At 39.2% G+C, this 22,205-nt stretch carries 22 protein-coding genes; 10 read left to right on the forward strand and 12 right to left on the reverse strand.

The window, feature by feature from the left end; all coding sequences use genetic code 11:
• Nucleotides 1-8: 8 nt before the first annotated feature.
• Genes CNR22_05315 through CNR22_05330 form a run of 4 tightly spaced genes read right to left on the reverse strand, consistent with a single transcriptional unit; the run spans nt 9 to nt 2,238 of the window.
• The gene (locus CNR22_05315; GenBank protein ID PBQ31207.1) at nt 9-230 is read right to left on the reverse strand and encodes a hypothetical protein; all 222 of its coding nucleotides are present in this window, start codon (nt 228-230) and stop codon (nt 9-11) included.
• A 10-nt stretch (nt 231-240) separates the two neighbouring features.
• Complete coding sequence (locus CNR22_05320) at nt 241-447, reverse strand: hypothetical protein (GenBank protein PBQ31208.1); 207 nt, start codon at nt 445-447, stop codon at nt 241-243.
• A 23-nt stretch (nt 448-470) separates the two neighbouring features.
• On the reverse strand, nt 471-1,481 hold the full coding sequence (locus CNR22_05325) for a methylmalonyl Co-A mutase-associated GTPase MeaB (protein PBQ31209.1): 1,011 nt from the start codon (nt 1,479-1,481) through the stop codon (nt 471-473).
• The gene (locus tag CNR22_05330) at nt 1,465-2,238 is read right to left on the reverse strand and encodes an AMP nucleosidase (protein PBQ31210.1); all 774 of its coding nucleotides are present in this window, start codon (nt 2,236-2,238) and stop codon (nt 1,465-1,467) included. Before CNR22_05330 ends, CNR22_05325 begins: the two co-directional genes overlap by 17 nt.
• A 135-nt stretch (nt 2,239-2,373) precedes the next feature.
• Here CNR22_05330 and CNR22_05335 point away from each other — a divergent pair, with 135 nt between their 5' ends.
• Complete coding sequence (locus CNR22_05335; GenBank protein ID PBQ31211.1) at nt 2,374-2,748, forward strand: restriction endonuclease subunit R; 375 nt, start codon at nt 2,374-2,376, stop codon at nt 2,746-2,748.
• A gap of 741 nt (nt 2,749-3,489) precedes the next feature.
• On the opposite strand, the gene dnaN is transcribed toward CNR22_05335, so the two are convergent.
• The 4 genes from dnaN to CNR22_05355 form a co-directional block, all read right to left on the reverse strand.
• Nucleotides 3,490-4,611: a DNA polymerase III subunit beta gene (dnaN, locus tag CNR22_05340; GenBank protein PBQ31212.1), complete on the reverse strand. Its 1,122-nt coding sequence runs from the start codon at nt 4,609-4,611 to the stop codon at nt 3,490-3,492.
• A gap of 70 nt (nt 4,612-4,681) precedes the next feature.
• Nucleotides 4,682-5,722 (reverse strand): hypothetical protein, encoded by a 1,041-nt coding sequence (locus CNR22_05345; GenBank protein ID PBQ31213.1) that lies wholly within the window; start codon nt 5,720-5,722, stop codon nt 4,682-4,684.
• 38 nt (nt 5,723-5,760) lie between these two features.
• Nucleotides 5,761-6,801 (reverse strand): hypothetical protein, encoded by a 1,041-nt coding sequence (locus CNR22_05350; protein ID PBQ31214.1) that lies wholly within the window; start codon nt 6,799-6,801, stop codon nt 5,761-5,763.
• A gap of 92 nt (nt 6,802-6,893) precedes the next feature.
• Nucleotides 6,894-9,713 (reverse strand): hypothetical protein, encoded by a 2,820-nt coding sequence (locus CNR22_05355; GenBank protein PBQ31215.1) that lies wholly within the window; start codon nt 9,711-9,713, stop codon nt 6,894-6,896.
• 172 nt (nt 9,714-9,885) lie between these two features.
• Here CNR22_05355 and CNR22_05360 point away from each other — a divergent pair, with 172 nt between their 5' ends.
• Entirely contained in the window at nt 9,886-11,787 is a 1,902-nt protein-coding gene (locus CNR22_05360) for an amidophosphoribosyltransferase (protein PBQ31216.1), read from the forward strand.
• 169 nt (nt 11,788-11,956) lie between these two features.
• On the opposite strand, the gene CNR22_05365 is transcribed toward CNR22_05360, so the two are convergent.
• A complete protein-coding gene (locus CNR22_05365) occupies nt 11,957-12,235 on the reverse strand; it encodes a hypothetical protein (GenBank protein PBQ31217.1) in 279 nt (92 codons plus the stop codon).
• Nucleotides 12,236-12,289: 54 nt separating this feature from the next.
• Nucleotides 12,290-12,733 carry an SsrA-binding protein gene (locus CNR22_05370; protein ID PBQ34827.1) on the reverse strand — a complete coding sequence of 148 codons (444 nt, stop codon included), beginning with the start codon at nt 12,731-12,733 and terminating at the stop codon, nt 12,290-12,292.
• Here CNR22_05370 and CNR22_05375 point away from each other — a divergent pair.
• Nucleotides 12,726-13,265 carry a GNAT family N-acetyltransferase gene (locus tag CNR22_05375; GenBank protein ID PBQ31218.1) on the forward strand — a complete coding sequence of 180 codons (540 nt, stop codon included), beginning with the start codon at nt 12,726-12,728 and terminating at the stop codon, nt 13,263-13,265. The genes CNR22_05370 and CNR22_05375 overlap by 8 nt on opposite strands.
• Nucleotides 13,266-13,327: 62 nt before the next feature.
• On the opposite strand, the gene CNR22_05380 is transcribed toward CNR22_05375, so the two are convergent.
• Nucleotides 13,328-15,358: an excinuclease ABC subunit B gene (locus CNR22_05380; GenBank protein ID PBQ31219.1), complete on the reverse strand. Its 2,031-nt coding sequence runs from the start codon at nt 15,356-15,358 to the stop codon at nt 13,328-13,330.
• Nucleotides 15,359-15,529: 171 nt separating this feature from the next.
• Entirely contained in the window at nt 15,530-16,300 is a 771-nt protein-coding gene (locus CNR22_05385) for a peptidase M15 (protein PBQ31220.1), read from the reverse strand.
• A 62-nt stretch (nt 16,301-16,362) separates the two neighbouring features.
• Between CNR22_05385 and CNR22_05390 the strand changes: the two genes are divergently transcribed.
• The 7 genes from CNR22_05390 to CNR22_05420 all read left to right on the forward strand — a co-directional run bounded on the left by CNR22_05390 (nt 16,363) and on the right by CNR22_05420 (nt 22,179).
• Nucleotides 16,363-16,851, forward strand: a complete 489-nt coding sequence (locus tag CNR22_05390; protein PBQ31221.1) for a YajQ family cyclic di-GMP-binding protein — start codon at nt 16,363-16,365, stop codon at nt 16,849-16,851.
• A gap of 58 nt (nt 16,852-16,909) precedes the next feature.
• Entirely contained in the window at nt 16,910-17,932 is a 1,023-nt protein-coding gene (locus CNR22_05395; protein PBQ31222.1) for a dehydrogenase, read from the forward strand.
• 183 nt (nt 17,933-18,115) lie between these two features.
• Nucleotides 18,116-19,066: a phosphoribosylaminoimidazolesuccinocarboxamide synthase gene (locus CNR22_05400; GenBank protein PBQ31223.1), complete on the forward strand. Its 951-nt coding sequence runs from the start codon at nt 18,116-18,118 to the stop codon at nt 19,064-19,066.
• 297 nt (nt 19,067-19,363) lie between these two features.
• The gene (locus CNR22_05405; GenBank protein ID PBQ31224.1) at nt 19,364-20,560 is read left to right on the forward strand and encodes a hypothetical protein; all 1,197 of its coding nucleotides are present in this window, start codon (nt 19,364-19,366) and stop codon (nt 20,558-20,560) included.
• A 131-nt stretch (nt 20,561-20,691) separates the two neighbouring features.
• Nucleotides 20,692-21,120, forward strand: coding sequence for a hypothetical protein (locus CNR22_05410; protein ID PBQ31225.1), 429 nt, complete (start codon nt 20,692-20,694; stop codon nt 21,118-21,120).
• A gap of 107 nt (nt 21,121-21,227) precedes the next feature.
• Entirely contained in the window at nt 21,228-21,842 is a 615-nt protein-coding gene (locus CNR22_05415; GenBank protein ID PBQ34828.1) for a histidine kinase, read from the forward strand.
• A gap of 1 nt (nt 21,843) precedes the next feature.
• Nucleotides 21,844-22,179: a hypothetical protein gene (locus CNR22_05420; protein ID PBQ31226.1), complete on the forward strand. Its 336-nt coding sequence runs from the start codon at nt 21,844-21,846 to the stop codon at nt 22,177-22,179.
• Nucleotides 22,180-22,205: the final 26 nt, after the last annotated feature.

A 22,205-nucleotide genomic window follows, 5' to 3' on the forward strand; every position in this document is an offset into this window, starting at 1 on the left:
TTTTAATTCTAAAATTCGTCTTCGTTAAAAAAGAAGTCATCCTTAGTCGGATAATCCGGCCAGATTTCTTCTATGCTTTCATAACTTTCTCCTTCGTCTTCCATCTCTTGCAAATTTTCAATCACTTCCATTGGAGCTCCGCTGCGCATAGCGTAATCGATTAATTCGTCTTTTGTTGCAGGCCAGGGCGCATCTTCTAACCAACTCGCTAATTCTAATGTCCAATACATATATTATGATTTAATTTTCGCTTTTTAATTCCTGCAAAAGAAAAAAAATTTTTGATAAGAAAAAAGAAATATTTATAAATATTAGTTTTTTTATTAAAAGTATAACATACTGCAAATCAATTAAATAACTAAGTTTTAACGGTAATGGCACTTTTTTGCCCTTAAATTTCGACCGAATGGCTCCATTATCAGGAGTATTGTGAAAAAGATTGACCAAAAACCGGGTTCAGAACTCCACGATCAATTTTCTTTTTTCAGGAAATTGTTCAGTAGTTGGTTAGCCAGGGCAAAGGGATGAAGATCTGTTCGCGTTTTTATTTCCTGCATTTTTTGCTGAACAGTTTCATCTGAATAAAAACGTTCCTTTAACTGCTCGTCAATAGCGTTTAAAAAAAGATCATACTGTTGCTCTTTTCTTTTTTGCTGGAAATAGGCATTAGAAGTAGTAAAATTTTTATAATCTTCTATCATTTCGTAAAGCTCTTTAATGCCTGTATTCTCGGTAGATGAACAAATCATTGTGCGAGCAGTCCACCCACTCTCCGGAGCTTGCAAAAGATGCATGGCATGCGCATATTCCGTTCTTGCCGATTTTGCTTTGATCAAATTATCTCCGTCTGCTTTGGTAATCACAAGTGCATCTGCCATTTCCATAATTCCTCGTTTTATCCCCTGCAATTCATCACCTGCTCCTGCCAGCATAAGCAAAAGAAAAAAGTCGGTGATTTTACTTACTGCTACTTCACTCTGCCCTACACCAACTGTTTCAACTATTATAAAATCATAACCTGCGGCTTCACATAAAAGTATGGTCTCGTAAGTTGCTTTTGTAACGCCTCCTAAAGTGCCGCTGCTCGGCGACGGACGAATGTAAACGTTCGCCATCGTTGATAATTCCTCCATGCGGGTTTTATCCCCTAAAATACTTCCCTTACTTCGGGTGCTTGACGGGTCGATAGCCAATACCGCAAGTTTACGTCCTTGTTTAACCACTTCTTTTCCGAAACTTTCTATGAAAGTGCTTTTACCTACACCGGGTACACCCGTAACTCCAAGGCGAAAGGAATTTCCGGAAGAAGAAATAATACCGTCAATAATTTTTTGTGCTATATCCTGGTGCGATTTATTCTGAGATTCTACAAGAGTAATGGCACGACTCAAAATTGCCACATCTCCCTTCAGAATGCCCTCTATAAAGAAGCGGGGATCTTTGTTGCTATATAAGTTTCCCGGCTTACTCAAATCGTAAATGTTTTACAGAAACGCCTTTATTTTGTAATTCTTTTAAAGCTTCAATACCAATTCTTAAATGTGTATTAACAAAATCTTCCGTTACTTTTAAATCACTTTGTTCGGTTTTCACGCCTTCTGCAATCATCGGTTGATCTGTAACAAGCATCAATGCCCCGGTAGGAATGCCATTACTGAAACCCACGGTAAAAACAGTAGCAGTTTCCATATCAATAGCCATAGTACGTAAACTCCTCAGGTAATCTTTAAACTTTTCATCGTGTTCCCAAACTCTTCTGTTTGTGCTGTAAATTGTTCCCGTCCAATAATCAAGCGCGTTTACACGAATGGTATGAGATATGGCTTTCTGAAGACTGAAGGCCGGAAGCGCCGGCACTTCCGGGGGCATGTAATCGTTACTGGTTCCCTCCCCGCGAATGGCTGCTATGGGTAATATTAAATCGCCTATCTGGTTCTTCTTTTTTAGCCCGCCACACTTCCCTAACAGCAATACGGCTTTGGGATGAATGGCTGTAAGCAGGTCCATAACGGTTGCCGCACTGGCGCTACCCATGCCAAAATTAATAATGGTTATATTTTCGGCTGTAGCGCTAAGCATAGCTTTCCCTTGTCCCATCACTTCTACACCATATTGTTTTGCGAACATATGTACATAATTCGAAAAGTTTACAAGAATGATATATTTCCCGAATGCCTCCAGGGGAACGCCTGTATAACGTGGTAACCAGTTATTTACAATCTCTTCTTTCGTCTTCATATCTGTCTTAATTAGTGATAAAAAAATAGCAGCGATTCAATTAATGTAAATATATTTAAAATAAATTTGTCATCCCTGGACTTCCCTCTTAAATATCCACCTTTTGCTGTGCGTTTAAAAAAGCTAGGCAATCAAATGCAGATCTTTGATTTTATCCGTAAAAAATGGTTGGTCTTAACCCCTGAAGAATGGGTAAGACAGCATGTTTTAAATTACCTGGTAACCGAAAAAAAATTCATTGCATCCTCCATTTCTGTAGAGAAAGAACTCATTCTAAACGATATTAAAAAACGTTACGATATTGTAGTGTACAACCGCGAGCTTAAACCTTATCTCATTATAGAATGCAAGGCGCCTTATATCGAATTGGATCGTTTGGTAGTAGAACAGGCTCTCCGCTATAATCTCACCGTTAAAGCCGATCTGTTAATGATCACAAATGGAGTCAGCGACCTCATCTTCAATTCAAAAAATGAAATAGTAGACCTGCCTCAACATATCCTCATCTGATATATTCAAAATCTTAAGGTGTAAGATCTAAATTAAAAAGTAAGCTAATTTGCCAGTTAGCACTCATAGCGAGCACGACTTCTCCGCGACAAAATATCGCTAGACAAAAGGCATTAATGTTATATCTATCTTACATAAACTGGACCCCTGGGCTTGGCAACGAATATTCAACTCCTGCACATCATCAGACTATTAATGTTCTTCGTAAACTTTGTACGGAATGGACAGGCTTTTCAATAAATATTCCGAGTATAACTTGGGTTTTATGGTTGTGACAAAAATAGAGACAACAGTGCTTGAAGTTAAAGGCCATCTTAGATCAGCATTAATACCGCGCGAATGTAAATTCAGCAAGTTCTCAACCAATGTCGGTTCAAGTATGGTGGGATAGTTACAGGGTAGCCGAATGTCAGTGCGAGCAGGATTAAAATCCAGTGGATCTTAAGGCCGGTAATCGCGAAAGCAATGTCAGTTCAAGCCTGGAAGAATGTCTCTTAGAGCCCAGTCGAATGCCAGTTCGAGCAGGATTAACATCCGGTGGATGTTAAGGCCGGCAATCGCGAAAGCAATGTCAGCTCAAGCCTGGAAGAATGTCAGTGGGAGCCCAGTCGAATGTCAGTTCGAGCAGGATTAACATCCAGTGGATGTTAAGGCCAGCTGATTGGCAGTCAAATGTCAGTTCGAGCGTAGTCAAATGTCAGTTCGAGTGTAGTCAAATGTCAGTTCGAGCGTAGTCGAGAACTAGTTATTCAACATCACCGGCATTACTAACATCAGCACATCTTCGCCCGGATTTGATTTATTATTCGGTAAAATAATACCTGCACGGTTTGGAGCGCTCATCTCGATAACGATTTCATCACAGTCTAAGTTACTTACCATCTCTACAAGAAAACGGGAATTGAAACCTATTTCCATGTCTTCACCCACATAAGTACAAGTCAATAACTCGTGACCTTCATTAGCGAAGTCTAAATCTTCAGCACTCACTCGCAATTGACTGCCGGTAACTTTTACACGGATCTGGTGAGTGGCTTTGTTAGAAAAAACGCTCACACGTTTTAATGCGCCAAGAAACGCACTTCTGTCAACCGTTAGTTTATTAGGATTTTGTTTTGGAATTACAGCTTCGTAATTCGGATATTTTCCGTCGATTAAACGACAGATTAAATTTACATTTCCAAAACTGAATAAAGCATTTGTTTTATTGAACTCAACTTTTACTGCATCATCCACACCCGTTAATAATGTTTTTAAAACATTCAAAGGTTTTTTTGGCATGATAAAAGAGGCAGAAGCTCCTGCTTTTGCATCATTACGGGTGTAACGTACAAGTTTGTGAGCATCCGTTGCAACAAAAATAGAATTCACTTCGCTGAACTGGCAAAATACGCCACTCATAACAGGACGAAGATCATCGTTACCGGTTGCAAAAATAGTTTTGTTGATAGCGCTTGCAAGCACATCACTTTTTATAACAATTGAAGTCTGTGACTCTAACTTCGGCATCTTCGGATACTCTGTTCCGTTTTGTCCCGAGATATTGTAATCACCCGTTTCTGTTTTAAGTTTTATGGAGTGTTTTGTTTTGTCAACGATAAAAGAGATCGGTTGCTCCGGAAGGTTTGCCAAAGAATCTAAAAGTGTTTTAGCAGGAACCGCAATACTACCACTATCATTTGAATCTACTTTTACAGTGGTTGTTATAGTAGTTTCCATATCACTTGCTGATAACGTCAACTCATTTTTATTTATCTCAAATAAAAAACAATCTAAAATCGGAATGGTGTTACTGGAGTTTAAAACCCCACCAATAGATTTCAAATGTTTTAATAAGGTTGACGCGGAAACAACAAAATTCATAGACTTAATTTTAAAAGCGAAATTACAGTAAGCAAAGGAAAATCCCCGCAAAAGGGATTATAGTTTTAAACTATTTTTTAACAGAACTCTGAGCGGAAAAATAATTTGACGTAACAAATAATTTTCCAAACACAAAATATTGAATAAGCGCCCACTCCCCGTCGTTATTGAAACTCAGGAAAAGCCGATCCGGATCATAATAATAAGTCACTCCGTGCTCAGGATTATCTTCATTGGTATATTGCTTTCTGAAAAAATTGTATTTTTCTACTTTATTGTCCTTTGTCGTGATGGTGAGAGAACTGAAGGGCTTTACTGTCATTAAAGAATCCTGTAACTTCTTGCTTTTGTTCGTCAACAATACTTCGTAAGAGATGTTTTGAAGATACACCAGGTACTGTCTCATCCTAGCATCATCATAAGTCAGTTGCTGCCCCTTCCCGTTTTTCAGGCTGAATGTATTGGCATTGATAAGATCAATTACAAATGAAGAGTCTGCCGGTGCCTCGTAATTCTGAAATGAGATCTGCTTCATCTCCGGTGGCGTGTAATTAAGCACCAGGCGATCGCGCCATTCATTTTCATTTACAATGTACCGTGGCATTAAGAATCCTTTAAAACCTGCTATAAAGCACACATAAGGATCTTTGTAGTTTTCGCCGTTTTCCGGATCACTCAGCAACATGTAACTGCCTTCTGAATCATCTGTCTCGTGGCCCACGTAATATTGCCGTACACGCTCATCTCCGGTATAGATCTCAACTTTAATGGCCTGCGCTGCCATATACTTTAAAGTACTTTCCCGCATAGTTTTCGGAACCGGATTTTTTACCTCAACCAGTTTGATCACCTCCAGTAAATTTAAAATGGCATCGCCCCGGCAGTTGTATTTATCATTTACAACCCAGCCTGTTTTCGTTCTTTTTAAATCAGACTTGTGCCCGTCTTTATCGGCCAAAAAAATTCTCGTAATTGCTGCTGTATCCCTGTATTTGAAGTTGCGCGACTCTTCATCCAGCGTTCCTGGTTTGGATTTTGCTTTATAAATATAGATAGAAACTCCTGCAAGAAGCAGCAGAATAAAAATAATAATGGAGGAAGATTTTTTCATGATAGAAGCAAGTACTTTAAAGGAAGATCAAAAAATTCTTATTTGAATTCTTTTCTCGACTCAAATAAAGAGCTGGCAAGGTTGTTATAGCGCAAAGAAATCTCAAATCCACCGAAACCTTTTGATGCCGTTCTATACGCTGAAACGTTTGCATCATAAGCCATTCCAATGGCATAATCGCCTAAATCAAAAATAAGTTTGGCTACTATGGCATCTTTGTTTCTGTAAAATACACCCAAACCGATAGCATTCTGCGTTTTTACACCTGTAACTTTTGTACCTGTACTCATACGGTATTTAAAGTACGATCCCATGTAAAGCTCACTGTAACTTCCCTGAGCCTGGTACATTACTGTTGGACTCCATGAAAATTTTGTATCCTCAATATCCAGCACCGAGGTTAACGCTGCAGTCCAGCGAACAGGCATTCTTGATTTTGATCCTGCACCGAATTCCTGGTTTGGTCTGTTTAAATGAAATGCACCCAAAGCTATTTTGAAAGACCTTACATCATCATGATCCTGATCTCTTTTATAGGTAGCAAATTCATAAGCTATACCTGCAGCTACGTCTACTGTTGTGTATTGTCTGTAAATGGCTTCGCGCGAGTCTAGATTCGGATCAATATAATTACCATTAAACTGTGAAGCGTAAGTAAGTTTGTCATAATTTCCGTTTGTAGCAGCAGTTCCGCCGGCAAGCCCAACACTTAAAGCGCTGTTGCGCCCCATTTTTAACAGAGCGCTTACATTCAGCAGCGCTGATGTTTTACGGATTTTAGCAACACCAGCCTGATCATTGAAAATAGTTAAACCAAGTCCCATAAAAGCCGGGCGTTTTTTCGATCTGAATAATCCACCGTCGAGAGACAAACCCATGGTTTGATAAGCATTATTCATAGCGGCCCACTGGTTGCGGTAATTAGCAATAGCTCTGAAATAACCATTGTAAAACCCGGTGTTTGCAGGACTTATCAGCAAAGGGGTTTCATACAACTGTGAGAAGTGAATGTCTTGCGCGTGCACTACACCAGATAAAGTAAAAACCAAAAGAGCTGAAAGGTATTTTATTTTCTTCATATACTATAATTTGCAACAGCTGCCACCAGCTGCGTGATCGTGTTATTCGTTTTATTTAGGATTGTTACCTGTAACATAAATTTCTGAGTCAGTTAGCGGGTTAAGGTTACATTTCCTTTTACCAGTTTTTGCTCATTGTAAATATTTCTGTAGCTGATAAAATAAGCATAAACACCGGTCTGTGCATCCTGACCTCTGAATCTGCCATCCCAGGCTGTAAATACGTCTACTGTTCTGAAAACTTCCTGGCCCCAGCGGTTAAAAATTGTCATTTGATACTCGGTAGCAAATTCAGCACTTCCCAAAGGACGGAAATCGTCATTAAGACCATCACCGTTTGGCGTAAAACCTGAAGGAATGTTTGTATTATCTCCCGAGCTGGAAATATCATTACGTTTATCTGTAAATACAGCTACAACGTTCCCTCCCGTGTTCCAATTCACTACGATAGAGTCGCTGCTCAAACCAGTAGCAATTGGTCCGTCAATTTCCCAGTGGTGGAATTTGTAATCTGAAGAACTTGCTGGAATTCCTTTGAAAGTGATGTTAGATTGATGATATTCGCCATACCAGGTATAGTAAGGAAGAACCGTTGTATTCAGTTGAACACTTCCTGCATCTTTTGGTCTGACGTCCACACTGATATTAAACGGACCGGTAAGACCAAAACAATTCCCATTTTTAAAAGCATCCTGCATGTAAAAACAACGCAGTTGAATTACTTTTCTCAATACACTCACATTCGTGTCCCAAAGGTGCAACTGGTCAGTAGAGGGAAATTTCCCTGGAAGTGGAGCAGAGGCAGGATCTTCGTGGTATTTCATTTCTTTTGAATAAAGAGCAGCCACATAATCCAATTGTTTAATAATGTTCTCACATTTTAAAGGTCCGTTTAATAGATCCTGGTAACGTGCAATGTATTCAGCTTTAAAGGTTGGATTTCTCATCAATTTGGTCATGATGTTACCGTGACCATTCAATGCGTTACTGGTTGGAACATAAAGTGTTGTTGCACCCGCCGCGTTAAACAAATAACAAGGAGGCAATGCATAATTTGGATACACCGGCTGACCTGAAGGAGATACAGCTGTATAATTGAAAATAGATGGCATATTCCATAAATAAAAATGCCATTTTCCACCATTCTTATTGGATTGACCACCTTTTGCAAGAGCAATGTTGTTAGTCCAAAGATCACTATTCATGGCATAACTGTTCAATGCCATAAAATCTATAAAACTGGCTTTGTCCATATTAGCCATTACTTTTTGGTAATCAGCTGTGTTTGAAGACACCACTTTTTTCATGGTGATATCGTAAACATTGGTGTTAAAATGCGAAGTTGGAGCAAAACTGGATTTAGATCCGTCCCAGTACGTCACATACCCTTCCTGAGGACTGTTCGTTGAACCTCTTACAACAAAGTTAAGATCTAATGAATCTAAAGATTGACCATTATAATACTGTTCATAATATTTGTCATAAACCTCTCGTAAATCATATACTCCCCAATAGGCTCCATTTACAAAAGCTACAACGGGCTTTATGTGAAGAGGACTAACATTCAGATTATTCTTAGCAGCGATTGATTGCATCACTATATCCCTTATACCCGTTCCGTAGGACGTTCCGGGAGCCTGTAGTGCAGAACCTGAGTGACTTTCATAATCCCCTGCTTTTACATGCAGGATTGGAAACACTCTTCTTGGTGTTGTACCCAGACCTTCTACGTTAAAAATATCCCCTTCAAAATCACATCCCGATCCTAAACGGTCGTCTTTGTGAATATAAAACCCTTTTTGTGACGTGATCCATTGTTCCTGGGGGGGTCTAGTCATCATCCCATACCCTTCGCTGATCTGCTTTTTCTTATCATAATATTCTACATGCACGGAAGGCGAGTAAGCACCCTGGCTGCCATTAAACCAGGCGGTATCAGCCTTATCAAGGGCTATGGAAATAACCCCGAATTCTTCAGAGAATCCATTGTGCTCCGTGCCAATAAAATAGGTATTTGTCTCACAAAAGCTTGGTAAAGTATTAACCGGACAATTTGGATTATTTAGCTTAGGCACAGCTATGGCACGAATCATTGTTGTGCCTTCCAGAGTAATAGGAACTAATGAATCGTTAAAGCGGTATGTTTGGCCTGATTGTGTTAGGTTGTCGTAAAACGGAACAGGGTAATCACCATTTTTAGTATAAAATACATTGTAACAAGAAGTGGTAGAATCGTAATTATTGCCCTGCAACCTGATATATGCAAGGGGTGCCGATCCTTCTGGTATAAAAACCCCTTCACTCGCGCTGGAAGTAAAAGTCAACTGCGTGTTCAGGAAGATGTTCGGCTTAGGAGCATAGCCATTTGCTGCAGGAGTTCCGTTCGCAAACTTTGGAGACTGGCTTGTAAAAAGTTTCCAGGCGCCGTTGCCAATGTTATCATAGTCAACACGGCCGCGAACGTGACCACCTTTGGTTGGCAACACAAAAATAGAATCATAAACTACGCCACTCGCATTGGATATGATAATCCATTGATTTTTACATTGCTCAACATTAAAATTTGTATGAAAGTTAACGCCGTCGTTTGTATTCTTTCCAGATAGCCAAACGAGGTAATAATTCTGAGGTTGTAAGACAGGAAAGTTAGAAGGGAATTTCCATTTTTTCAGATTTACACGGTCGTTTGTGAGATAAAAGTTGGCAAGGCTGATAGACTGTGTATGGTTACAATAAAGTTCCACGTAATCATTGAGAACACCTTTTTCGTCAGTAGCCCCAATTGGACCTGTGTTGGACACGCAATATTCATTTAAAATAATGGGATAGGTCGCCATCTGCGCCAACAAGGTTTGAGTTCCGTTTAAAATAAAGAAAAATCCAAAAACCAGTAAAAGTTTTCTTGTTATCATAATTAAAAATCGTGTTTTAGTTCAAAAATGTACTTTTCAAATATACACATTACATCTATATATCTCAAAAATAGGAATAGATATCTAAAAAAACGATTGTTATCCTTTCACAATTGTTAAATTTCGATTGTTAATTCCCGAATCAAAAGACTACCTTTGTTGCCCGGTTATTATGAGCGATATTATTCATCACGAGTGCGGTGTTGCACTCATCAGGTTATTAAAACCTTTAGATTATTATAAAACTAAATATGGTTCTACCAGGTATGGTTTGCACAAGCTTTACCAGCTTATGGAAAAAATGATCAACCGTGGTCAGGATGGCGCCGGAGTTGCTACCATCAAACTTGATGTACCCGCCGGAACGACTTACCTTGACCGCATGCGTTCTATTAAACCCAAAGCAACGCAAGACATTTTCGGGCACATTAATAATAATTTTATAGAGGCGCAGAAAAACTCACCTGATCTTTATAAAAATGCCCAGTGGCAAAAAGAGAATATCCCTTTTATGGGTGAGCTTCTGCTGGGTCATTTACGTTACGGTACTTTTGGAAAAAATAATGTAGCGGCCTGTCATCCTTTTAAACGTCAGAATAATTGGATGAGCCGTAATCTGGTTGTTGCAGGAAATTTTAATCTTACTAACGTAGATGAACTTTTTACGCATTTATTAGAACTTGGTCAGCACCCGGTTCAAAAAGCGGATACTGTTACGGTAATGGAAAAAATCGGTCACTTTCTCGACAAAGAAAATGACAAGCTTTTCAAAAAATTCAAAGAACAAAACGATAAAAATTACGAGATCAGCAAACTCATTCAGGCCAACATAGACGTAGCGTCAATTTTAAGAGAAAGTAGTAAAAAATGGGATGGCGGTTATGTTATGTGCGGAATGATCGGACATGGTGACGCGTTTGTTCTACGCGATCCTAACGGTATACGCCCAGCCTATTTTTACCAGGATGATGAAGTGATTGTAGTGGCAAGCGAACGCCCCGTTATACAAACTGTTTTTAATGTTCCTTTCGAAAAAGTGAATGAAGTAAAACCAGGGCATGCACTCATTATTAAAAAGAATGGTACTTTAACCGAGGAAGAAATTATTCAGCCTGAAAAAAAATTAGCTTGTTCCTTCGAACGTATTTATTTTAGCCGTGGTAACGATAAAGACATCTACAAAGAACGTATTTCACTGGGAAAAAATTTAACACAGGCCGTTCTTAAATCCGTTGGTCACGATCTTGAAAATACGGTTTTCAGTTATATTCCAAATACTGCTGAAGTGGCATTTGGCGGACTCGTAGAAGGACTTAACGATTATTCCAATAATTGGAAACGCGAAGAAATTCTGAAACTCAATAACAAGTTTACCGAGGCTCAGCTTAAAAAAATACTAGACACAAAACCACGCGTTGATAAAGTAGTTTTAAAAGATGCCAAACAGCGTACTTTTATAACCGATGATGAAAGCCGCGATAGTCTTGTAAATTTAATTTACGACGTTACTTACGGAACGGTGAAAAAAGGGGTTGACAATTTAGTTGTGCTCGACGACAGTATTGTTCGGGGTACCACTTTAAAACAGAGCATTTTAAAAATATTAGACCGGCTCGAACCAAAGAAAATTGTGGTAGTGAGCTCTGCACCGCAGATTCGTTACCCTGATTGTTACGGTATTGATATGGCAGTGCTTAAAAAGTTTGTTGCCTTTGAAGCCACTATTGCGCTTTTAAAAGAAGGTGGAAAAGAGAACTTCATTCAGGAGGTATATGAGCGCACTAAAATTGAGCTTGAAAAACCAAAAGAAGAACAGATAAACATGGTAAAGGAAATCTACAATTCTTTTAGCGATGAGCAGATTTCTAAAAAAATTGCTGATCTGATTAAACCGAAAGATTTGAAAGCTGATTTTGAGTTAATCTATCAAACCATTGACGGCTTGCATACTGCATGTCCCGAAAATGCCGGCGATTGGTATTTCAGTGGCAACTTCCCCACTCCGGGTGGAAACAAAGTTAGTAACCAGGCTTTCGTAAATTACATAGAAGGAAACAATAAGCGAGCTTATTAGACTTAGATGCAGGCCGCGTGGACTGCAGAGACACAGTACTGTAGCGCAAAATTATCGTTACTTTAATTTAGGGATTTTTTTTATTGCAATTTATTTTCTTGCGTTCTGACGCCTTGTAATTGCTGTCATGAATCATTGAAGTACCTTAAGGCTTGATTCTTTAACAACCTTATTCTTCGAGAATATTTATCTGTTCAATGGCATCGATCTGGATAGTGCGCTTGCCACTTCCTTTGCCTGGAATCCAAATGCTTGAATTGAATTTCTTTTTTGATTTTGTAATAATTTTTATTGCGTACTGCCCTCTTTTAGCGTGTGAAAACTCAGTACTTGACTCTAATCCTACATTCTTAAATACTATCATGTTATCACCAACGACTACAGAATCTAAAGGCTCTAAATAATAATTTGTACAACGAATATCATAGCCCTTATCGCAGGAAACCATCAACAAACAGAGGATGGCAAGGTTGAAGTAGACTATTTTTTTGATCTTCACGTCTTAAAATTTCCTGTTCATTTCGCGTTCAATGTCTTTTTTCTTGATATCGTCACGTTTATCGTAAGCTTTTTTACCCTTTGCCAGGGCAATGTTCAGCTTAGCAAAACCTTTATCGTTGATAAATAGTTTTATCGGAACAACCGTTAAGCCAGAATCTTTTACCCGCTTCAGCAATTTACTGAGCTCCTGTTTAGTGAGCAACAATTTGCGTTCGCGCAGGGGTTCGTGCTGGTAAAATGAAGCGTCTGCATATTCACTGATATGAAAATTCTTTACGAATAACTCATCATTCCTGAAATAACAATAACTATCAGAGAGTCCTGCTTTTCCTTCACGGATAGCTTTGATCTCTGTTCCTTTCAATACAAGTCCTGCAGTAAGTGTATCTAAAAACTGGTAGTCAAACTTTGCCCTGCGATTTTCTATATTAACGGTATTGCTTATCTTAGCCACAAGTCAAATTTACACATTTTTAATGCAGGATGTAAAATTAATACCCGCTGAACCAAAAGATATAGCGTTGATTGCAGCTCTGGCTGAACTCACATGGAATCAGCATTACCCGGCCATTATAAGTCAACAGCAAATTAATTATATGCTCGAAAAAATGTACAGTTTTGAGAGCCTTGAGGAACAAATGACTCAAAAAGGGCATATGTTTTTTCTTATCGCAGCGGCAAACGAAACTATTGGTTTCATTTCCGTTCACAGAGAAAATGAGAATGACTGGTTTCTCAATAAATTTTACATCGATCAGAATAAAGCGGGGAAAGGCATCGGAGCAGTGGTGTTCGAAGCAGTAAAAAAAACCATTAATCCCGCCAAAATAACCTTAACTGTGAACCGTCAGAATTTTAAATCGCTTAATTTTTATTTTAAGATGGGATTTAAGATTGAGCGTGTTGCCGATTTTGATATCGGAAATGGTTATGTGATGAATGATTTCGTGATGACCTGGCAAAAAGAAAAACACTAATTACACGAATTATTTTTTGTAACAACACTCCTTACAGGAGTGAAATTTATGAAATACGTATGTTACTCCTCCTTAGATTGCAGCATCTTCTCCAGAGCATACATTTCATCCCGTAAACGCGCGGCTTCCACAAAATCCATTTCTTTTGCGGCGCGTATCATCGACGATTTTATTTTCCCAATTTGTTTTTTCAATTCATCCGCATTCATATACTGAACCACCGGATCAGCTGCTAAACTTATCTCTTCAGATTCTGCATAGGCTTTTACCAGTTTTCCATTAACGGTTACTTCTACCCCACCAAATTGTGAGAGCGCCATTTTCTTACGCCCAGCCTGAACAGGAGTTATTTTGTTTACAAAATTATACTCAATCTGCTTTTTGCGACGACGCATGGTCTCATCAATAGTCAACTGCATACTCTCTGTGATCCGGTCGGCATACATGATCACTCTTCCGTTTACATTTCTTGCTGCCCGTCCCACCGTTTGCACAAGGCTTCGTTCATTTCTCAAAAAGCCTTCTTTGTCTGCATCTAAAATAGCTACCAGCGACACTTCGGGTAAATCCAAACCTTCGCGCAATAAATTAATCCCGATCAACACATCAAACATCCCTGCCCTTAACTGACGCAGAATTTCCACCCGTTCAAGAGTATCTACTTCACTATGAATGTAACGGCAACGGACATTCAGTTTCGTGAGGTATTTTGTAAGTTCTTCTGCCATACGTTTCGTTAAGGTGGTCACCAGTATACGTTCGTCCAAAGCAGCTACTTTATGAATCTCATCCAATAAATCATCTACCTGGTTGGCGCAAGGGCGAATATCGATTAGAGGATCTAAAATTCCGGTAGGTCTGATCAATTGCTCAACCACAATTCCTTCAGCTTCCTGCAATTCATATTCCGCAGGAGTAGCACTAACATAAATCACCTGGTTCACGATGCTGTAAAACTCTTCAAATTTTAAAGGACGATTATCCAATGCAGATGGCAAACGAAATCCATATTCTACAAGATTTACTTTGCGTGCCAAATCACCTCCAAACATCGCGCGCACTTGTGGCAAGGTAACATGACTCTCATCCACAATTAGTAAAAAATCTTTTGGAAAATAATCCATTAAACAAAAGGGGCGTGTGCCTGGAAGTCTGCCATCAAAATACCGAGAGTAATTCTCAATCCCGCTGCAATAGCCAAGTTCACGCATCATCTCCAAATCAAAATTCACACGTTCTTCAATACGTTTAGCTTCCAGAGTTTTATCTTGTTGCAAAAAAAACTCTACCTGCTTTTTCATGTCTTCTGCAATGCTTACCATGGCATTCTTTAAAGTGTCAGGAGCGGTTACAAAAAGGTTCGCAGGGAAAACGGTAAAACTCTCATGCTTTTTAATGATGTGATTATTAACGTTGTCAAAAGTTTCTATGCTTTCAATCTCATCGCCAAAAAATACAATCCGCACGCAAAAGTCCACGTAAGGCAGGTTAATATCTACGGTATCTCCTTTTACACGAAATGTTCCGCGGTTAAAATCACCAGTAGTGCGCGAATACAAAGACCCTACAAATTTGTAAAGCAATTTATTTCTTGAAATCGTTTGACCTTTTTCTACAACAATTATATTTTGCTTAAAGTCCGTAGGATTACCAATACCATAAATACAACTTACTGAACTTACAACGATCACATCGCGACGGCCGGACAGTAAAGAGCTGGAAGCACTCAAACGGCATTTTTCAATTTCCTCATTAATAGCCAGATCCTTTTCAATATAAGTTCCGGTAGTTGGCAGATAAGCTTCCGGCTGGTAGTAGTCGTAATAACTCACAAAATATTCAACAGCATTATTTGGAAAAAACTGTTTGAACTCGGCGTAAAGCTGTGCTGCCAGAGTTTTATTGTGACACAATACAAGCGTCGGTTTATCCACCTGCGCAATTACATTCGCAGCCGTAAAAGTTTTTCCAGAACCGGTAACACCAAGTAGTACCTGGTGCTGGGTATTGGAATTAATTCCGTCTACTAATTGTTTTATGGCCATCGGCTGATCACCGGTTGGCTCAAATTCGGAGGTAAGTTGAAATGCCATAGAGTATATAAAGTTAATCTACAGTTGGGAGTATTCAAAACCTGATGCTGGATTTTAGTAATTTTTGGAATCTGGATTCCCTGTCACTACTTTGCCACCGATGTAAAGGATTTCACAACTAAGTTTTAACTTACTCTGAAAGTCCGGAAAAAAGATCTGTGTAATCTGTGGCTACTTTATCAATCTATACTTGGCACTAGCTTCGGCCTTGGTACACAAACTGAAATGCCACCATTCACTGGTAATAGGATTCATTTTAGCAAGTAACATCACCTTACGAAGCAAAAGCCGGTTCTGGTAAGCTTCCTGGCTTAATTCCCCGCTTTTTAAAAATCTTGCTTCATAAATAGGTTCCGATAAATTTCCAAAAAAGTCGAAGTCTGTGCCCATATCCAGCCATTGGTTGGTTCTGGTGTTTATGAGGGTTAGATCTACGGCGCAACCATAATTGTGCATCGAGGTTTCCTCGGGGCGGGAAAGGTAGACTATTTTTTTATCCGGATGCATTTTTAAACTATCCCACATGATTTGCTGAATGTGTTGGGGGCGCGAAGCATCGAGGATCAGCAGACTTAAATCAGGATTAAGTTGTTTTAAATAATACTGAGCAGCCGCCACTTTGAGTGCTGTTTCGCAGTTAAAATAAGCATTGCGGAGACCGTCGTACAAATTGTACTTTAAAAAATTAAGCGTATCGGCATACATCAAATTAACTTTTATACTCGAATCCAGCGACTTGATATTTACCAGATCGTAAGTCTTGAAAAGAAATTCTACGTAGGAAGTATCAGGATTGTGAGCCGGATTTTTTTTATTTCCTGTACTATCCATTTCGGCGATCTCGTAAACAATTTGTTTTTTGATCCTGTATACATGATTGTGCTCTTCTATGTTGCAGGCAGTGAGAACTAAACTTAAGACAAGGATGTTAATATGTTTCAACTAAATTCGGGGCTTAGAGTTTAAAATCAATTACCTATTTTTGGACGTAAATTTAAAAGAATATGCCTTCATTTGATATAGCCAGTAAACTCGACGCGCAATTATTAGATAATGCCGTAAATGTAGCGAAAAAAGACATTTTAAACCGGTGGGATTTCAGAGATAGTAAAAGCACGATTGAATTAAACAAAAAAGACCTGCTTATAAATATCGCTACTGAAAATGACATGCGCCTCGATGCTATAATCGACGCCATCCATTCCCGTATGATCAAACAGGGCCTCGATCCTCGCGGCTTGGACGAAAGCAAGGAACATTATCCAAGTGGCCCGCTAATTAAAAAAGACATTAAAGTAAGACAAGGTATTGAGAAAGAGGCTTCCAAGAAAATATTGAAAGACATTAAAGACAGTAAAATAAAAGTTACCGCTCAAATAATGGATGACATTATTCGTGTAAGTGCTAAAAAAATTGATGATCTGCAGGAAGTTATAGCCCTTTGTAGAAGGGGTGATTATGAAATTCCGCTTCAGTTTATTAACATGAAATAAATGTTTTCAGTCGATCTGCTCAAAACTCTAACCCGTATATTTTAATTACTTTTGCCGCATGATTATCAGAAGCAAAGCTCCTTTAAGAATTGGTCTGGCCGGCGGCGGAACAGATGTTAGTCCCTATTCTGACCTTTATGGCGGTGCCATCTTAAATGCAACCATCGACCTTTATGCCTATGCTTCTTTAGAACCACTCACTAATGGCACTATTGAGTTTGTTATTGACGGCACCGAAAAAAATTTTAAAGTAAAAACTGAAAAGGAACTTAAACTTAGTGAGGGATTCGAGCTTTTTATCGGCGTGTACAATCGCGTGATCAAACAATTTAATCTTGAGCCTCTTTCCTTCCGTTTAACTTCGTACATCGAGGCGCCCCAGGGATCAGGACTAGGCACCTCATCAACGCTGGTTGTATCAATGCTGGGCGCTTTTGTAGAATGGCTGAATCTTCCTTTAGGTAAATATGATATTGCACATTTAGCGTACGAGATTGAACGTGTAGATCTGAATATGGCAGGTGGTAAACAAGACCAGTACGCTGCAACATTTGGGGGAATAAATTATATTGAATTTTTTGAAAAAGATAAGGTCATTGTAAATCCTTTACAACTGAAACCAGAGATCATTTACGAACTGGAAAACAATATTCTTCTCTATTTTACGGCTACACAAAGGCTTTCGGCCAACATTATCCGCGAACAGGTAAAAAACGTAAACGATAAAAACACTAAAAGTGTAGATGCCATGCACAATTTAAAGGAGCAGGCGCATCAAATGAAAGAAGCCCTCCTTCGCGGAGAACTAAATAAGATCGGTGAAATTTTAAATTTCGGCTGGAAAAATAAAAAAGATATGGCCCAAAGTATTTCCAATACTTTAATTGATTCTATCTATACCATGGCTCTTGAACATGGCGCTACCGGAGGGAAGATCTCGGGCGCAGGTGGTGGTGGCTTTATGTTTTTTTATTGTCCCGCTGTTACTAAAATAAAAGTGGCAAAAGCCATTCAATCACTTGGTGGAAACATTCAGCCGTTCAAATTTACACAACAAGGTCTGGTTACCTGGAAGATGTGAACGGAGCCACGACTGCAGGGACGAGAAGAGAATCATAGCCTGGATGCTAAAAAATAATTTGAAGCTTCCATAATTTGAAAGACTTATAAGAATCATGCCGCTGATAAATCCCAAGCGTTTATTAATCGTTTATATCATTTCTTAAAACATTCTGTCTTATTTATTAAATTCGCCTTTTTAGATATGGCAACGACTACACTCGATAAAACAGATTTTAAACTTCCCGGACAAAGCGCTTATTACAAAGGAAAGGTGCGCGATGTATACACAATTAATAACGACATTCTGGTAATGATCGCAAGCGACCGCATCAGTGCATTCGATGTGGTGCTGCCAAGAGGAATTCCTTACAAAGGGCAAGTGTTGAACCAGATCGCCGAACAGTTTTTAAAAGCAACAAGCGACATTGTTCCTAACTGGTTAATTTCTACACCGCATCCAAATGTGAGTATCGGCCGTATGTGCCAACCTTTTAAAGTTGAGATGGTTGTACGCGGATATCTCGCGGGGCACGCTGCCAGAACTTATGCCAGTGGCCTGAGAACTTTATGCGGTGTAACTTTGCCGGAAGGTCTTATTGAAAACGACAAATTGCCGCAGCCCATCATTACTCCTACTACCAAAGCTTCCGAAGGACATGATGAAGATATCAGCAAAGAAGAAATTATTAAACAGGGCATCGTAAGCAAAGAACATTACGAGCAACTTGAAAAATACACACTTGCTTTGTATGCTCGTGGACAGGAAATTGCAAACAAAATGGGGTTGATTCTTGTAGATACCAAATACGAATTTGGTCTTTTTCAAAATGAGATTGTTTTGATGGACGAAATCCATACACCTGATTCTTCCCGCTATTTTTATCAAGAAGGATATCAGGAGCGTCAGAAAAAAGGAGAAGAACAAAAACAACTCAGTAAAGAATTTGTACGACGCTGGCTGATCGAGAATGGCTTCCAGGGCAAAGAAGGACAAACTATTCCTGCCATGAGTGATGAATGGGTAACTGAAATCAGTGACCGCTACATTGAGCTTTATGAAAAAGTTACCGGAAAATCTTTTATAAAATCAGACTACAGCAACATTCAAAAAGACGTTGAAGCGGCCATTCTAAAAGGCCTTTCAGCATTATAGATTGATACTGTATTTTTTACCAGGTTTAATAGTTAACCCGGAGTTTTTATGAACTCCGGGTTAATTTTTGTTCTGAAGTTTAGCTGGTTGCATAATTTTGATAAAACACTCCCCGCCTGTCGTAGAAACGCGCATCCTTTTTTGCGGAAATACGCAAAGTAGTTTGCGCAAACACGAAATTATTTCGTGGAAATACGCAGGCGTCTACTGCTATTTCTACGTTGCCCCTTAAGCAACTAAGCGCGAATTTTATCTACTGAATTTTTCGAATTAACCCCGTTAAGATTCAGTACCATAATGAGCGCTCTCACAAAAAATATTTTTGCTGAAATTCCAGGAAGTCCTGAAAGGCTTTATGAGCAGAGTATTGAGAGCTTCTTTAAAGTATTTAATGTTGCACCAGGGGGCATGTGCCTCACTGAAAACTCACTTTTGGTTGAAGTGAACCCTATGTTTGAAAACATGTTTGGACATAGCCGGGCGGAAGCCATGGGCAAGAGTAATCTTGCTCTTGGCACGCTACGGGAAGAGGAAGTTATGAAAGTTGGTGAGATTTTCAGAACTACTGGTAAACTTTTTAATGAGGAAGTGACCTGTTATCATAAAAATGGTAAAAAGGTACATTGCCTGGTTACTACAAGTACTCTGCTGATTGGTGGCAAACAGTTAATCCTGACTTCCTTCAGCGATGTTACCTCCTTAAAAAAACAAAGCGCTACCATAGCAGAACAGCATAAAGATCTTTTTGACAGTGTCACCTACGCCAAACGTATACAAGAAGCAATTTTTTCCTCGCCGCAAACATTTCACACAGTGTTACCGGATTCTTTTCTCCTTCTAAAACCCAAATCTATCGTTACTGGTGATTTTTACTGGCTCGAGAAAAAAGGAAATAAAATTTATGTAGCCGCGGCTGATTGCACCGGCCACGGAGTTCCCGGAGCTTTAATGAGTATCATTGGGCACAACATCATCAGCAAGTCTCTTAGTCCTAAAAACTTAACCCGTCCTTGCGAAATTTTAAATGATTTAAGCAGCGAAATTTTTAAAACGCTTCAGCAAAACTTAAACAGTCACGGCGTTAAAGATGGCATGGACATTTCTCTCATCAGCATCGATACTGAAAACATGGTGATGGAATATGCCGCTGCCCGGCAACCTGTTTATCGCATACGCAACAATGAGTTGGTGAAGCTTATGCCAGATCGTTTTCCAATTGGAATTTACACCGGCCAACATTTGCAGGAATTTAATAACCAGCAAATTAGTCTTCAGCGGGGCGACACCATTTACATGTTTACGGATGGATACACGGATCAGTTCGGTGGTCCGGAAAAGAAAAAATTTAAAGCACTGCAATTTCAAAAACTCTTGCTTTCTATTCAGACTTTTTCCATGGATGAACAAAAACAAATTCTCCTGAAAGAACTTTCTGATTGGCAAGAAGACTGTGTGCAGGTAGATGATATTATGATTATTGGCATAAAAATATAAACTAAAAACCCATCAGTTTTGAACGCATCGCCCAAAAAAACAAACATACCAGCATTGAGTAGTCCGGTTAGTGGACTGCTCTTTGCAGGAATGGAGTTTATGATGTGTAACTGATTAATAAAAACTCAACTATGAAAAATGTAAGCCTGCACTACAACGGTAAACTCAAAAAAGTAAGTATTGCCGTAAACAAAGCAAACGAAATTTTAAGTTCTACGCAATTCTATGAGCAAATAAGAGCTTACAAAAAATTCGACAACAGTCCGCTGAGTCCCGAAATTATCTCAAGACTGTTGCAGGATTCCGGTCACCAGATTGAAGTAACTGTCAACTGGATAGTTCCGATCGTAAAAACAAAACACAATAAAATAAGTGTTTCCGGCTGGGATTTTAGCAGCAATTTACCTGCAGGCGTTAACAATCTCATCTATGAAACAGTCAACTCTATGGATTGCCTCTATAACATTTTAAATAACGAATCAGTTCCTTCTTATAACCAGGGAAGTCTTACCGCCCCATGGGTAATTGGCGCTATTGCGGAAGTGATGGTACTGAAGTAAAGCTTTTTTTAACGGTCTCATTTTAGTCATCTAGAATTATTTTTATGAACCAGCCATTTGATATTACAGGAAAAACAGAAGTGGAACTTCTGGAACTATTTACTGATATGCAATTTGAACTGGAACATGAAAAAAGATTCCATGGTACCGTCGATCATTTACTCGAAGGACTTCAAATTATCGATTTCAACTGGCGCTATGTTTACGTAAATGAAGCTGTTGTGAAACAAAGTAAATTTTCACGGGAACAACTTCTCGGGCACTCCATGATGGAAATCTATCCAGGACTTGAGCAAACAGAACTCTTTAAAGTAATGAGTTTATCGATGAACGCCCGGGTGCCACATCTTTTTGAAAATGTCTTTACATTTCCCGATAACTCTACAGGGTGCTTCGAATTAAGCATACAGCCCACAGAAGGCGGTCTCACAATATTATCCAACGATATCAGCGAAAAGAAAAAGGCCGAAAAAGAAAAAGCAGAGCGTTCTGCTGCCCTGGAAAGGCTCATTTTTATGACCTCACACAACCTTCGCCAGCCCGTAACACAAGTACAAGGACTTGCTAACCTATTAAAAAGCCAGGTGCAGAGCCTCGCAGAGGCAAACCCTGAACTTAAAAAAATCGTCGACTATCTTATACACTCCGCATCTTCCCTCGATAACGTAACACGTGATCTCACCAGTTACATACAAAGTATCGAACTTAAAGCAAAAAAATAAGATGATACGAACCGACAAATACAAAAAAGGAGTAATGGCTGTATCTAAAAAAGCTGCGCAGCTCAATCCTCTGTTAGGTTGCTACCAAGCCCATTATCTGAATGAAGAGGGCCGTTTTATGATACAATTAAGTAATTGTCAGCTAGAGATTGACATAGACATTGCGCGCGACTACGATCAAAACTCACCTTTATTACACGAAGGTAGAATACACCAGGCAGCTTTTGCCTACAAACCCGATGACCGGGTTTACAAAGAAACAAACAAGATAGATCAGGCCTGGAGAAAATTATTTATCGATGTTCGGAAATCTTATCCGGGCGAGGCGGAGTTGTGAAGAAACATTACCACCCCTTGTTTGTC

Source organism: Sphingobacteriaceae bacterium, from assembly GCA_002319075.1.
Taxonomy (GTDB): Bacteria; Bacteroidota; Bacteroidia; order B-17B0; family Aurantibacillaceae; genus Aurantibacillus.